At 44.2% G+C, this 14811-nt stretch carries 14 protein-coding genes; 8 read left to right on the plus strand and 6 right to left on the minus strand.

Annotated features, from left to right (window positions below):
• Window positions 1–84: 84 nt before the first annotated feature.
• From VTH8203_RS20835 to VTH8203_RS20850, 4 genes are all read left to right on the plus strand, one after another.
• Window positions 85–579, plus strand: coding sequence for a DUF2919 domain-containing protein (locus VTH8203_RS20835; RefSeq protein ID WP_096995379.1), 495 nt, complete (start codon window positions 85–87; stop codon window positions 577–579).
• 36 nt (window positions 580–615) lie between these two features.
• The gene (locus VTH8203_RS20840) at window positions 616–1521 is read left to right on the plus strand and encodes a Dyp-type peroxidase (protein ID WP_096995380.1); all 906 of its coding nucleotides are present in this window, start codon (window positions 616–618) and stop codon (window positions 1519–1521) included.
• 114 nt (window positions 1522–1635) lie between these two features.
• The gene (locus tag VTH8203_RS20845) at window positions 1636–2772 is read left to right on the plus strand and encodes a flagellin (protein ID WP_096995381.1); all 1137 of its coding nucleotides are present in this window, start codon (window positions 1636–1638) and stop codon (window positions 2770–2772) included.
• Window positions 2773–2996: 224 nt separating this feature from the next.
• The gene (locus VTH8203_RS20850; protein ID WP_096995382.1) at window positions 2997–4148 is read left to right on the plus strand and encodes a flagellin; all 1152 of its coding nucleotides are present in this window, start codon (window positions 2997–2999) and stop codon (window positions 4146–4148) included.
• 109 nt (window positions 4149–4257) lie between these two features.
• On the opposite strand, the gene VTH8203_RS20855 is transcribed toward VTH8203_RS20850, so the two are convergent.
• Together VTH8203_RS20855 and VTH8203_RS20860 are read right to left on the minus strand one after the other, a co-directional pair.
• Window positions 4258–4776 (minus strand): regulatory protein ToxS, encoded by a 519-nt coding sequence (locus VTH8203_RS20855; RefSeq protein ID WP_096995383.1) that lies wholly within the window; start codon window positions 4774–4776, stop codon window positions 4258–4260.
• An 11-nt stretch (window positions 4777–4787) separates the two neighbouring features.
• A complete protein-coding gene (locus VTH8203_RS20860) occupies window positions 4788–5618 on the minus strand; it encodes a winged helix-turn-helix domain-containing protein (RefSeq protein WP_096995384.1) in 831 nt (276 codons plus the stop codon).
• 261 nt (window positions 5619–5879) lie between these two features.
• Here VTH8203_RS20860 and htpG point away from each other — a divergent pair, with 261 nt between their 5' ends.
• The 3 genes from htpG (at window position 5880) to hemH (ending at window position 9826) form a co-directional block, all read left to right on the plus strand.
• A complete protein-coding gene (gene htpG, locus VTH8203_RS20865) occupies window positions 5880–7784 on the plus strand; it encodes a molecular chaperone HtpG (protein ID WP_096995385.1) in 1905 nt (634 codons plus the stop codon).
• 319 nt (window positions 7785–8103) lie between these two features.
• The gene (gene adk, locus VTH8203_RS20870) at window positions 8104–8748 is read left to right on the plus strand and encodes an adenylate kinase (protein ID WP_096995386.1); all 645 of its coding nucleotides are present in this window, start codon (window positions 8104–8106) and stop codon (window positions 8746–8748) included.
• A gap of 118 nt (window positions 8749–8866) precedes the next feature.
• Entirely contained in the window at window positions 8867–9826 is a 960-nt protein-coding gene (gene hemH, locus VTH8203_RS20875; protein WP_096995387.1) for a ferrochelatase, read from the plus strand.
• 73 nt (window positions 9827–9899) lie between these two features.
• On the opposite strand, the gene VTH8203_RS20880 is transcribed toward hemH, so the two are convergent.
• A complete protein-coding gene (locus VTH8203_RS20880) occupies window positions 9900–11285 on the minus strand; it encodes a peptide MFS transporter (RefSeq protein WP_096995388.1) in 1386 nt (461 codons plus the stop codon).
• Window positions 11286–11590: 305 nt separating this feature from the next.
• On the opposite strand from VTH8203_RS20880, the gene rfaH reads away from it, so the two are divergent.
• A complete protein-coding gene (gene rfaH / locus VTH8203_RS20885; protein WP_096995389.1) occupies window positions 11591–12085 on the plus strand; it encodes a transcription/translation regulatory transformer protein RfaH in 495 nt (164 codons plus the stop codon).
• Between the two features lie 61 nt (window positions 12086–12146).
• Here rfaH and dapD read toward each other — a convergent pair whose 3' ends face one another.
• The 3 genes from dapD to VTH8203_RS20900 form a co-directional block, all read right to left on the minus strand.
• On the minus strand, window positions 12147–13178 hold the full coding sequence (gene dapD / locus VTH8203_RS20890) for a 2,3,4,5-tetrahydropyridine-2,6-dicarboxylate N-succinyltransferase (protein WP_096995390.1): 1032 nt from the start codon (window positions 13176–13178) through the stop codon (window positions 12147–12149).
• Between the two features lie 264 nt (window positions 13179–13442).
• Window positions 13443–13736 carry a YebG family protein gene (locus tag VTH8203_RS20895; protein WP_096995391.1) on the minus strand — a complete coding sequence of 98 codons (294 nt, stop codon included), beginning with the start codon at window positions 13734–13736 and terminating at the stop codon, window positions 13443–13445.
• A gap of 128 nt (window positions 13737–13864) precedes the next feature.
• Window positions 13865–14758, minus strand: coding sequence for a LysR family transcriptional regulator (locus tag VTH8203_RS20900; protein WP_096995392.1), 894 nt, complete (start codon window positions 14756–14758; stop codon window positions 13865–13867).
• Window positions 14759–14811: the final 53 nt, after the last annotated feature.

The following is a 14811-nucleotide window of genomic DNA, read 5'->3' on the forward strand; positions in this document are numbered from 1 at the left end:
TTTATCATAACCATAAGTATGAGCTTGAATCATTGTGCCAATAACACCATATAGTTTGATATTAGTTTGAATTTGAGACGTATTATGCGGTATGGCATAGAGCAATATGATCACCATGGTATTTTAAAAACACCGATTTGGCTGTGGCTAGGGTGGGCGTTTTTAACGCGAGCTTGGGTCGTATTTATTGTCGCTGGGGCAAGTCGTCAAGAAGGAAGTCAAATCCTAGAGTATGTTTATCCAAACCACACCATGCTCTACTTTGGGTTGATCATGGGGTTACCGATTGTTGTTGGAATGTGGCTTGTGGGGTTAAGGAAAGCGGATTCTGACAGAGTGAATCGCTGCGTTGGCTATCTAAGATGGATCTCTATCTTGGTGGTCGCACTTCAACTGGCACACACCGTCTACTTAGTGAATCTGCAGCATTGGCAGTTTACGTGGACCAATGCCGTGACTTTGGTGTTGTTATGTTGGTTCGCTATTTATTTGGTGAACAGTCGCCACGTAATAGATTCCTTAAAAACGCCTAAAAAAATCAAGACAGTTACTGATCAAGGTCATACTACGAATAACTAGTTAAAAATACACTGTGCAAAAACAGAGGAAAGATCAATGTCATTACCACAAAGTGCTATTACGCCAGAGGCTGAACCGTTTGCGATTTACTTGCAGTTAAAAGTAAATCAAAACTCTCAGCAAGTGCTAAGTGCTCTGCAAGCGTTACCACAGTTAATCGAAGAGTTGAATCAATCTCAACCAGGTGCAGCGTTGACTTCGTCAGTGGCATTTTCACACTCATTTTGGGCTCAGTTTGAACGCGCGATGCCGCCAGAACTCAAAGCGTTTCCTGAACTGGGTGAGGGCGACATTTACGCTCCTTCGACAGAAGTGGACATTCTGGTGCACTGCCATTCGAACCGTCACGACTTACACTTTTATGTGATTCGCAAGTTAATGGGGCAGATCGCCGATGATGTAACCGTTGTCGACGAAACCTATGGTTACCGTTTTATGGATGCTCGTGATATGACGGACTTCATTGATGGCACAGAAAACCCAAAAGGTGAGCAGCGTGCTGAAGTAGCGTTGGTGGCTGACGGTGAATATGCAGCAGGTAGTTATGTTATGGTGCAGCGCTTTGAGCACAACCTACCAGCATGGAACCGTTTAAATGTTGCAGCACAAGAAAAAGTCATCGGTCGCACTAAGCCAGACTCTATTGAGCTTGATGACGTACCAGCCGCATCTCACGTTGGCCGTGTCGATATCAAAGAAGAAGGCAAGGGGCTGAAAATTGTGCGTCACAGTTTGCCATATGGCACAGTAAGTGGCGCTCATGGTCTTCTATTCATCGCATATTGCCATACTGTACACAATTTTGATGCGATGTTAGAAAGCATGTATGGTGCAACGGATGGTAAGACTGACCAGTTGTTACGTTTTACCAAAGCGGCGACTGGCGCTTACTTCTTTGCTCCATCGCAACAGATGTTTGCGGCGCTGAAAATTGCCGCGTAATCGGCGTTTCTGTTCCTAGGGCGGTTGTCCTAGGAACTTGCCCTCTCAATTTTACCCTTCAGTTTTAACTCCCCTTGTCGATAACAAAGTAATCCATTCGTTTTCGGAATTTGTATGTCGATTACCGTGAATACCAATATCAGTGCAATGACGGCGCAAAGCCAGCTCAATAAAGCCTCTCAAGCACTGAATCAGTCGTTAGAGCGCCTGTCATCTGGTTATCGTATTAACAGTGCGAAGGATGATGCTGCGGGACTGCAAATTTCCAATCGACTAGAGGCTCAAATAAGCGGGTTGGATGTCGCTCAAAGAAATGCAAATGACGGTATTTCTATTATGCAAACAGCGGAAGGTGCCATGAATGAAACTACGGCTATCTTACAACGTATGCGAGACCTTTCGCTTCAGTCCGCTAATGGGTCAAACTCGGTTCAAGATAGGAAAGCACTGCAAGAGGAGTTTTCTGCTCTCAATGACGAGCTAAATCGAATTGCTGAAACGACCGCATTTGGTGATAAAAGGTTACTAAACGGTAGTTTTGGTACGGCAACGTTTCAGATAGGTGCACAGGCTGGCGAGGCGATTCAAGTTGAGCTAAAAAACATGCGTTCAGATCAGTTGGAGATGGGGGGCGTCGCTTATCGTGCCAAAAATAGCCCACCTGAATCGTGGCGAGTGGACACAGGCTCTCGCGATCTGAGCTTTAGTTATCAAGATGCACAAGGTAACACTCAAACAGAGAGCATAGAACTAAAAGTGGGTGATGACATCGAGCAGGTCGCGACCTACATCAACGGTAAAACCGGTACGATTTCAGCGTCGGTAAATACTCAAGGGCAATTGCAGTTGTTTGCCGACTCGCAGCAAGCCACAAGTAGTGTAACTTTTTCTGGGAGCTTTGCTCAAACATTGGATATTGCGGCACAAGGTATAGTAACAGTGGATGATCTATCCATTGACGTTGTGGGCGGTGCGCAAATGTCAGTGTCGGTACTCGATCAAGCGTTGAAATACGTAGACCGCCATCGAGCTGAGCTTGGTGCTTATCAAAATCGCTTGGGTCATACCATTAATAACTTGGCAAACATGGCAGAAAATTTGTCGTCCTCTAAAAGCCGAATAAAAGACGCTGACTACGCCAAAGAAACGACTAAAATGCTGAAACAGCAAATTTTGCAGCAGGTCAGTACGACAATTCTCGCTCAGGCGAAGCAAACAACAAATCTTGCACTGACTTTACTACAAAGCTAAAGCCACGACGGTTTTATAAATAACTTTAGTTTTTTTCTTCCAAACTTCACTTTTTATGTTTCCTATCACAATTTGGGTTCAACACTGTAAAAAAGTAATTTTCCATAAATAAATTTCTCAAGTCTTTCTTTTTGAAGACGATAAAGAAAGTAACTTTGAGAGAACTACTTGGTTTTCCGAGACGTCGGAAACCGCTACATCGGAAAATCAATTGGAGAAACAACATGGCAGTGAATGTAAATACTAACGTATCGGCGATGACCGCTCAGCGTTACCTAAACAGTGCAAGCCAAGCACAAGCAACATCAATGGAGCGTTTGTCTTCAGGTCACAAAATCAACAGCGCTAAAGATGATGCAGCGGGTCTACAAATCTCGAACCGTTTGAACGTTCAAAGTCGTGGTCTTGATGTAGCAGTACGTAACGCGAACGATGGTATTTCTATCGCTCAGACCGCAGAAGGCGCGATGAACGAGACAACCAACATCCTGCAACGTATGCGTGACCTATCTCTACAATCAGCGAATGGCTCTAACTCAAAAGCAGAGCGCGTGGCGATCCAAGAAGAAGTGACGGCACTGAACAACGAGTTAAACCGCATCGCGGAAACGACAGCGTTTGGTGGTAACCGTCTTCTTAATGGCACCTTCGGAACTCAGTCATTCCAAATTGGTTCAAACAATGGTGAAGCAGTAATGCTAAGTCTAAAAGACATGCGTTCTGACAACACTGGCATGGGCGGTTCGGTTTACCAGGCGGCAAGTGCCAAAGACAAAGATTGGTCAGTAGCGGCGAGTTCAACGCTGACAATCGACATGGATGACAGTGCAGGCAACGCCATGACGACACTGACGATTAAGGCGAAAGAAGGCGATGATATCGAGCAGCTTGCGACGTACATCAATGGTCAAACTGACCTAGTCCAAGCGTCGGTAGATGAAGATGGTGCCCTACAAATTTTCGCGAGTAACAACAAAGACATCGACAGTGGTTCATTGACATTTGGCGGTACGCTAGCCGCTTCAGGCGAGTTGGATATGGGCAGCTCGGCAGCGGCAGCAGCGACGGTGAACAACATTGATGTAACGTCAGTGGGCGGCGCACAGGAGTCGGTCGCGATTATTGATTCTGCGATGAAGTATGTGGATAGTCACCGTGCAGAGTTGGGCGCGTTCCAAAACCGCTTTAACCACGCTATCAATAACCTAGATAACATCAACGAGAACGTGAACGCGTCGAAGAGCCGTATCAAAGACACGGACTTCGCCAAAGAGACGACAGCGATCACGAAGAACCAAATTCTATCGCAAGCGTCGAGTTCAATTTTGGCTCAAGCGAAGCAAGCACCAAACGCAGCACTCAGCTTGCTAGGCTGATCACCAACTAAAAACCAGAGCCACGGCTCTGGTTTTTTATGGAACCACACATTTTGACTACAAAAAATAAAGGAGGCGAAGCCTCCTTTATGATGATTTATATCAGTATTTAGTTGGTGAACAAGATGGACGAGCCTTGATTTAAACTCGTGAGTAGCAGAGTCTTTTCGTTCACGATGTCGATACGGCGACTTTGCTGAGCTTCCATTTTTAGAAATTGCTTAACCATCGCCAGTTGCTCATGGGTGAATTCTTCTGATTGAGCGGTTGCTGTGTCTTTGAACTCACGCGGTGAGATAAGCAGATAGTTATCACTAATGGTCCATGTACCTTTTTCGGAAATCTTGATCAGAGTGTGGGACTCTGGATCGTTACCAAACAAGCGCATAGAAGATTCGCGAATATACTCGCCGCCAGGTAAGTACTTAACGTTGGCTGACATTTCTAAACGGCTGAGAGGGCCGATATCCGTATCTGGGTAATCGCGAGCGGCAATAATGCCAACCATGTTGGATTGCCATTCATTGGACGTTAGTACTTGCTCGATTTTTAAGTCACTTCCCCAGTAAAGCCATGCGCTTAGAGCAGTAGATAGAGCAAGTAAAATAGCAGCGTATTTCATTTTCATCAGGACACTCCTTACTTACACACTTTGCTTAAGTCAGACTGCTCAGTAAAAATGCGCATTGTGCTATTTTCTCCCGAGAATTCGACGCTATGGATAAAGTTAAGTGCAATCTGATCGCTCTGATCGCCGGTTACAATCACTTCCAGAGGAAACATGTCATCGGTGTGAGTTTCAATGTACTTAGCCACGCACTGTTCAATCTTTGGTTGCCAACTCGACACATCAGGGTGGTTCTCTGGCGTGACAATTTTAACGCTCTCAACCATACCTAGTTCTTTAAAGCTTGATTGCACAGGGTTCGTTACCATCAGTACGAGAATAGGTAGCAAAATAGCGGCAACAATCATAGCCCAAACTGTTGGTGGTGTTTTCTCTTTAGGTGCTGGTGGAATCGCAGGCTCTGTGTGAGAAATCACTGACGTAGCGCTTGGTTCAGGTAATTCTTTAGCAAGATCGACGACAGGTGCTTCATTGATTGTTTCCGATGAAGCAACAGGAACTGAGCGTTCAACACTAGAAATAAGCTGATAGCCACGTTTCGGCACTGTTTTGACAAATTGCGGTGACTTTGTAGGATCTTTCAGCATCTTACGAAGCGTAGATATCGCTTGAGTCAAGCTAGAGTCATCGACCTCAAAGCCTTGATCTCGCCAAACAAATTCGTGCAGTTCGTTACGAGTGACGACTTCATTCGGTCTTTCAGCAAGTAGAAGTAAAATGCGACTTTCATTACTACCAAGACGGACTACTTCATCGTTATTGGTTTGATCGACTAAAGAGTTGCTATTAGGGTCAAAAATGTACTTTTGACCGAGTATAAACTTAGTGCCTATGTTACTCATTGCATTCTTCTTTTTAGTGCCGCATCGCGACGGATACTGATATTTTGCCCCTGAATAACTGCAGAGCCAATTATAGGATTTTAGGATTTTTTTATAGTCAGGAGCAGTAGGATAATAAAAACAAATCAAAAAAACAGCATTTTTATGTTTTTTGACCTTGAATTTACAATCTTCATCCTCATTTCTTTAGCAGACTAATCATAGCAATACTGAGTTCCAGAAAATGTCGAAACTCGGTACTAAATGTGTAATGGAGATAGCATGAGCACCGCTGAGACTAACAACAAAGAAACCCGTGGCTTTCAGTCAGAGGTAAAACAACTTCTTCACTTAATGATTCACTCTCTGTATTCAAATAAAGAGATTTTTCTAAGAGAGTTAATCTCAAATGCGTCCGACGCGGCGGATAAATTACGTTTTCAAGCACTGTCTAACGCTGACCTTTATCAAGGCGATGCGGAGTTAGGTGTTAAATTATCATTTGATGCCGATAACAACACGCTAACGGTTTCCGATAACGGCATCGGGATGACGCGTGATGATGTTATTGAGCACCTTGGCACTATCGCTAAATCAGGCACCAAAGAGTTCTTTGCTAAATTGTCAGATGAGCAAAGCAAAGATTCTCAGCTCATTGGTCAATTTGGTGTTGGCTTCTACTCAGCGTTCATAGTGGCCGATGCGGTAACAGTACGCACTCGAGCGGCTGGCGTGAATGCAGATCAAGCCGTGCAATGGCACTCGGCAGGTGAAGGCGACTACACCATTGAAGATATCACCAAGGAAACACGTGGCACGGATATCGTTCTTCATATGCGTGAAGAGGGTAAAGAGTTTCTATCTGAATGGCGTCTACGTGATGTGATCAGTAAATACTCGGATCATATCGGTATCCCGGTTTCTATTTGGACTCAAGAGCGCGATGAGGAGGGCAAGGAAACCGGCCAAGGTAAATGGGAACAGATCAACAAAGCACAAGCGCTTTGGACTCGCAGTAAATCCGATATTACCGATGAAGAGTATCAAGAGTTCTATAAGCATGTGTCTCACGATTTTGCTGATCCTCTACTATGGAGTCATAACCGTGTAGAAGGTAAAAATGACTATACCAGTCTGCTTTACATTCCAGCAAAAGCACCATGGGATATGATGAATCGCGATCATAAGAGCGGTCTAAAACTCTATGTGCAACGCGTGTTTATCATGGATGATGCCGAGCAGTTTATGCCATCTTACTTACGTTTTGTTCGTGGCTTGATAGATTCAAATGATCTGCCGCTAAACGTGTCGCGTGAAATCCTTCAAGACAACAAAGTGACTCAGTCGTTACGTGGTGCGTGTACCAAGCGTGTTCTTACTATGCTTGAGCGTATGGCTAAGAACGATGAAGAGAAATACCAGGCATTCTGGAAAGAGTTCGGTCTTGTCATGAAAGAAGGCCCTGCGGAAGACATGGCGAACAAAGAGAAGATTGCTGGCTTGCTTCGTTTTGCGTCGACAGAGGTGGACTCAGCGGAGCAAACCGTCTCTCTTGCGTCTTATGTTGAACGTATGAAAGAAGAGCAAGACAAGATCTATTACCTAACCGCAGATAGCTATGCGGCTGCGAAGAACAGCCCGCACCTTGAGCAATTTAAAGCGAAAGGCATTGAAGTTATTCTGATGTATGACCGCATTGATGAATGGTTAATGAACTACCTCACTGAGTTTGACGGTAAACAGTTCCAATCCATTACGAAGTCGGGCCTCGATTTAAGTAAGTTTGAAGACGAAGCTGAAAAAGAGAAGCAAAAAGAGACTGAGGAAGAGTTCAAATCTGTTGTTGAACGTACTCAAGCTTATCTTGGTGACCGTGTTAAGGAAGTTCGTACCACGTTCAAGCTTGCGACGACACCTGCGGTTGTCGTGACCGATGATTTTGAGATGGGCACACAGATGGCTAAGCTACTTGAAGCAGCGGGTCAGGAAGTACCTGAAGTGAAGTACATCTTTGAAATTAACCCAGAGCATGAGCTGGTTAAACGTATGGCGGATGAAGCGGATGAAGACGCTTTTGGTCGCTGGGTTGAAGTGTTGCTAGGACAAGCCATGCTAGCGGAACGTGGTTCTATGACAGATCCATCTCAGTTCCTAGGTGCAGTGAATAAGCTTTTGTCTAAAGTCTAACAACGATAAATTTGTTTTGTGACTTAAAGCATAAAAATGAGCCCAATAGTCTTGGGCTCATTCATTTTAAAGTGTGGTTTAACAAAGAGTTAGCGAACTTTAGGTGCTTGTTGGCTATTCTTTAGTCGTATTTCGCGCCCGGTAAAAGAATTCTGTGTTAGAATGCGCCGCACGCATAAACATTCAAATCTTTGTAGAACAATGTTTATACAGTCAGAATTCACCTTTATACCGAAACTTATCGTAAAGCAGCCATTAGGGTGAAGCCTTTCGCTGTGAGCTTCGGTATAAAATCTTTTTAAGTATAAGAGGACAAGTCATGCGCATCATTCTTTTAGGTGCTCCAGGTGCTGGTAAAGGCACACAAGCTCAATTCATCATGGAGAAATACGGTATCCCTCAAATCTCTACTGGTGACATGCTACGTGCAGCAATCAAAGCAGGCACTGAGCTTGGTAAGAAAGCCAAAGCGGTTATCGATGCAGGTCAATTAGTATCAGACGATATCATTCTTGGTCTAATCAAAGAGCGCATCGCTCAAGACGATTGTGAGAAAGGTTTCCTACTAGATGGTTTCCCTCGCACTATCCCTCAAGCTGATGGCCTGAAAGAGATGGGTGTAGACGTAGACTACGTGATCGAGTTTGACGTTGCTGATGACGTTATCGTTGAGCGTATGGCGGGTCGTCGTGCTCACCTAGCATCTGGTCGTACATACCATGTGGTTTACAACCCACCTAAAGTGGAAGGCAAAGACGACGTAACTGGTGAAGACCTTGTTGTTCGTGATGACGACAAAGAAGAAACAGTACGTGCTCGCCTAGGTGTTTACCACGATCAAACTGCGCCGTTAATTGCATACTACGGCAGCGAAGCAGAAGCGGGTAACACTAAGTACCTGAAATTTGATGGTACTAAGCAAGTTGCTGACGTAAGTGCAGATATCGAAAAAGCACTGTCTTAATTCGCAATTGTGAATCAATTTAGAAAACGACCTCATGAGGTCGTTTTTTTTGATCCATGGATCGCCATCAAGAGTATATAATTCGTTCAGAAATCAAATAACAACTAAAAGGAAGTCTATGAGCGGTTCACAAAAAACAGGAGTTTTGCTGGTAAACTTAGGAACACCTGATGAACCTACAGCAAAGGGAGTGAAAGCGTTTCTACAAGAATTCTTGCACGATCACCGCGTTGTGGATATGAATCGTTGGCTATGGTGTCCTATTTTACATGGCGTCATCTTGCCTATCCGTTCTCCTAAGGTAGCTAAACTGTATCAATCCGTTTGGATGGAGCAGGGTTCACCTTTGATGGTGTATTCTCGCCAACAAGCCGATAAACTAGCTCAGGCTTTGGACATGCCCGTTGAGCTAGGGATGAGCTATGGTAATCCGTCGCTTAAAGACGGTCTATCAAAATTACTCGACCAAGGCGTGGATAAAGTTGTCGTATTGCCACTTTATCCGCAGTATTCTGGAACGACTACTGCTGCGGCGTTTGATGGTATAGCTAAAGCTTGTAAAGCTATTTCAACACTTCCTAGCCTCTCGCTGGTACGTGATTATCACGACAATGCCCGCTATATAAAAGCCCTCGCTAATTCGGTCCGAGCACATTGGGAGCAGCATGGGCGAGCAGATTATTTACTGTGCTCATACCATGGTATTCCGAAACGCTACGCTGACAATGGTGATGTTTACCCCCAACATTGTGAGGCGACGACTAGGCTTTTAGGTCAGGAATTGGGACTGGATGAATCACAAATCGGAATGAGTTATCAGTCTATTTTTGGTCGTGAAGAGTGGTTACAACCGTACACCGAACAAACATTGAAACAGATGCCGAGCAAAGGTATTAAGTCGCTTGATATCATTACTCCAGCTTTCTCGGTGGATTGTTTGGAAACGTTAGAGGAAATTGCGGTTGAAGCGAAGGAGACATTCCTCGAAGCCGGTGGAGAAAGTTATCGCTACATTCGCTGCTTGAACGATTCGCAGGAGCATATTGAGATGATGGTTGAGTTGGTTCAGTCAGCTTAACGTTTGAAGATTCAAAAAAAGGGTCAGACATTGCGATGTCTGACCCTTTATCATTCTTAGCTTAGTCTGTCCATTAAGCGACCTGGCTTTGTTGTTCTTCGATTTGTTGAGCAGTACTAATGCCATTAGACTCAGCACCGTGCATCCACTTAACTAGTGTATTTGAGAAGACTAGTAAAATAACGCCACAGATAACCGCTGTTGCAGCAATACCGCCAAAGATCGCCATTGCGCCTAGCTCGCCAACATGTGAGCCGATCATGCCAGCAACATAGTTTGCAATTGCATTGAAACCGAACCATGCACCCATCATTAGTGATGCAAGGCGAAGTGGTGCTAATTTCGTTACCAGTGATAGCCCGATTGGAGACAAGCAAAGCTCACCTAATGTGTGGAAGAAGAACGCGCCGACTAACCAAAGCATTGATGTTTTAACTGCAGTGTCCCCACCTTGCTCCATGACAGCACCAACCATACAAAGGAAGCCAAGTGCTAAGAAGAACAGTGCTAGAGCGAATTTAACCGGAGAATTAGGCTCACGCTTACCAAGTTTCACCCAGACCGCTGCAAGAACAGGCGCTAGAGTAATAATGAAGAATGGGTTTAGTGACTGGAACCAAGCTGCTGGTACTTCAAAGTCGCCAATCATACGGTCGGTATATTGCTGTGTGTAGATGTTCATTAGGCCACCGGCTTGCTCAAAACCAGCCCAGAAAACGATAACAAACAGACCCATGATAAGAATTACTTTAAGACGGTCGATCTCTTCTTTGGTTAATGGTGCTTTGGTCTTTGAGTTGTTTAGCGCTTTTGCACGAGCTGCTGCTGGTACATTACCGATCTCACCTAACCACGATGGTGCCATAGTTAATTGCATAACTAAGCTCAGTACCATACCGATACCTGCTACCACGAAGCCTGCTGACCAACCAAATGAATCTGTTGCTGAACCCACAACGATACCGGCTAGAAGCGCACCTAAGTTGATACCCATATAGAAGATAGTAAAGGCGCCATCACGACGGTTATCACCTTCTTCATACAAATCGCCAACCATGGTTGATATGTTTGGCTTAAACATACCGTTGCCAGCGATCAGTAGTGCAAGACCTGCATAGAATAGATGTGCGTTAGGTTCACCAGTTGCCGCTGCTGCTAGTGTAAATTGGCCTGCCGCCATTAACACACCACCGATGATGATGGATTTGCGTTGACCTAAGTAGTTATCTGCGATGTAACCACCAATAAGTGGAGTTATGTAAACAAGTCCAGTATAGATACCATATAGGTCTAGAGCATCTTTAGTGGACCAGCCCATACCGCCATCCATTGTGGCGTCAGTTAAGAACAAAACCAAGATGGCACGCATCGCGTAATATGAAAAGCGTTCCCATAATTCGGTTCCGAACAATAGGAACAAACCACGTGGGTGACCTAAGATGTTGTGCTGTGCTGTCATAACTTTTACTAATTTTAGTCATCAAAGAATATAATGTGCCCACTTGTATACATGACCAAATTTATAACTGCAATAGTGTTGATTCATAGATGTTGTGAATAAAATGTTTAAGGCTATGACTTTTAGGGTGTTTTTTGTTTTTTAGTACATAAAAAATGTGCTGCAAACTAACATTTCATTTTTTACTTATGGGCTATTTTTAGGAATATTCCTCACTACTATCTAAATCATTTATTGAACGGTAGAGAAAGCACACACATTTAGTGATACGATGTAGTCTCATTAGAAAACATTGTGCCGTGAAAATGAAACGTTGGTATTTGCTTTATTGTAAGCGTGGTGAACAGACTCGTGCCAAGATGCACTTAGAAAATCAAGGCTTAGCGTGCTATTACCCTGAAATATCAGTGGAAAAAATAGTACGTGGCAAACGACAGAGTGTTAAAGAACCGCTGTTTCCGTCTTATGTCTTCGTCAAATTCGATTATGAACAGGGACCATCTTTTACCACCGTTCGCTCAACACGCGGTGTCGTGGACTTTATTCGGTTTGGTTCGCACCCAAAAGAAGTCAATGGCGACCTTATTTTCGATCTGCAATCCATAGAACAGTGTCAAGATGTTGCTGACTGTGCTGAGCTCCCTGATAAAGGTGAGAGTGTCAGAGTAACAGGAGGCCAGTTTGCCGGTATTGAAGCTATTTTTCATGAAGCAGACGGTGAAGCGCGTTCTATTATGCTAGTCAATTTGATTAACAAGCAAATTCCAGTGAGCATTGATAATAAAGATTTGGATATATAGAAAAGAGCCTCAGTTCACAATGGACTGAGGCTCTTTTTGTATTTATCGATAAATCTGAAACTTAGTTATTGCTGTGCAGCTCACTGTTTAGTTCAACAGCTGTCTTATTGGTTAGACATTCGATTTGACCTGTCACTGAGTTGCGACGGAACAACAGATCTGGTTTACCAGCGAGGTCACGTGCTTTTACAATTTCTACTTCTTGGCCAGAGGCATCAAGCATACGTACTTTAGAGCCAGCAGTCACGTACAGGCCCGATTCAACCGTACAGCGATCGCCAAGCGGGAAGCCTAGTCCAGCATTTGCACCTAGCAGTGAGTTTTCACCAATAGAAACGACAACTGTACCGCCACCTGACAGCGTACCCATGATTGATGCACCGCCACCGATATCTGAACCGTTACCAACGACAACACCTGCAGAAATTCGGCCTTCAACCATGCTAACGCCTGTCGTACCGGCATTGAAGTTAATGAAACCTTCGTGCATCACTGTGGTACCTTCACCAACGTGTGCACCAAGGCGTACACGGGAGGTATCTGCGATACGTACGCCAGTAGGTACTACGTAATCCACCATTTTCGGGAACTTATCAACGCAGTCTACCGTCAGCGTTTCTCCGGCTAAGCGAGCTTCGATTTGGCGATCAGCCAGCTCTGGAAGGTCGATAGCGCCTTGGTTAGTCCAAGCAATGTTGTGAAGCAGACCAAAGATACCATCTAGCACAGTACCGTGTGGCTGAACTAAGCGGTTAGAGATCAGTTGCAGTTTCAGGAAGCCTTCGGCCACAGATTGAGGCTTCTCATCAGTAGCAAGAATAACCACGACTAATGGTTGAGAAGAGTTTGCTGCTTTTTCAGCAAATGTGGCGTTTTGCGCATCGTTGTTTGCCGCGAATGCGGTTGCTAATGCAGCGCTTTGTTCAGCGGTCACTTCAATAGCTTGGTTGCCTTCTGTGTAACCTGATACGTCAGCAATGGCGGCGACCAATGCGTCACTTGGATTTAGACGTGGGTGTGGAAAAAACGCTTCGATAATTTTACCGTCGCGGTTTTTAGTTGCGCTGCCGAAAGCAATTGAAAATGCTGCCATGACTCTCGTTCTCCATGTTTATAATTGTCCAAAAGTCGCGCCAATCTGCAGCGACTTGGTGTAATTTGTTGGCAATCATCTTATAGAGTGACAGAGAGTGATGAAAGGGTAAAAGGGGCAAAAGTCTGTAAAACGATACCCTTTGTCTTTTTAGCGATAGTTTTTTCTAATGAGAAATTAGGCGCGAGAGATAAAAAAACCAGCAATAGCGAGAAACGATTGCTGGTTCATGGTTGAAAAGTGGAAGCGGTCTGGGCTAATAAACTAGGCCGCTTCGCTGTCGTCCGCTTCTACAGGTTCAACCGCTTTTGGTTTCTTTGGTGTTGGTTTACGCTTGGCACCTAGAGCATAAAGTACTTCTTCTTTACGTTGAGCAAGGAATAGCGATAACTCTTCCTGTTTTGCTTCATCTTCAATCAGTTCACTTTCGGCTAGCAGTGAAAATAGTTCATCTGCCATGTCCAACATTTTGTCATAAGCGTCAGCTTCAGCCTTAGAGGTAAAAGTCATCTTTTCTTCTCCGTTGCGTTCCACCACGTACTTGACGATTACAGCCATGGTTAATCCTCTAATATGTTAATTTTGAAACGTGTAATACTGGCTTTTTATACAGATGCAAGATCCGCTTGTCCAGTCGACTGGTCAAAAGTGAGAACTGATTGCTTATTTCCTATTCATGACCAGAGTCACCTTTTATTCCATGCCTGACAAAAATCAATAAAGTTCTTCAGTAGTGGACTTTGATATTTCTCTTTATGGACTAAAACCCAAAATCGACGTTTCATATCCAGTGCGACAGGAAGTTCTGTGATGCGACCATCATTGATCGCGGTTTGTGCGGCAAGTTTAGATAAACAAGCAAAACCGAGTCCAGCAGAGACACAGTTAATAATGGCTTCGGTTGTATTTAATTCAAAGGCTTCGTGCCAAACCTCGATTCTTGGTGCAACGGTTCTTAAGAAGAACTCACGCGTTCCGGAGCCTGGCTCTCTTAATATCCAATCACTATTTTCAAACTGAGATAAATCGATAAGATTGCCAGCGGCGAGAGGATGATTAACCGCAGAGACAATACACATTTCATCTTCACTAAATTGAGTGCTATTCAGTTCCGGGTGCAAGGTTTTACCTTCGACTAGGCCGATGTCTAACTCATAGTCGATGAGCTTTTGGCAGATTAAGGCGGTATTTGAGATGAATAGCTGTTGCGCTTTATGTTGATGTTGCTGACGAAAATCGCTCAGCAAAAATGGAGCTAACTGATTACCAACGGTATCACTGGCACCAATACGCAGTTGCCCACGATAACTTTGTTCATCGCTAAATAGAGACTCAATATCGCGGCTTCGACTAAGCAACTCATCGGCGAGAGGGAGTAACTTTTGACCCTCTTGATTGATCGCTAGGCGGTTATTAACCCTATCAAATAGAGCATGACCGATTTGCTTTTCTAATTCACTTAACGACATACTCACCGCCGCTTTTGATAGAAACAGCGTTTCCGATGCAGAGGTAAGGGTGTGGTGCTGCGTGACAGCAACAAAAACCTTTAATTGTTTGAGCGATATATGTGGTTTCATGTTTAGTTTTTCTAAACGGTAGTTGATTTTTAATAGATATACCTAAACATAAA

The organism is Vibrio thalassae (genome assembly GCF_900089835.1).
Taxonomy (GTDB): domain Bacteria; phylum Pseudomonadota; class Gammaproteobacteria; order Enterobacterales; family Vibrionaceae; genus Vibrio; species Vibrio thalassae.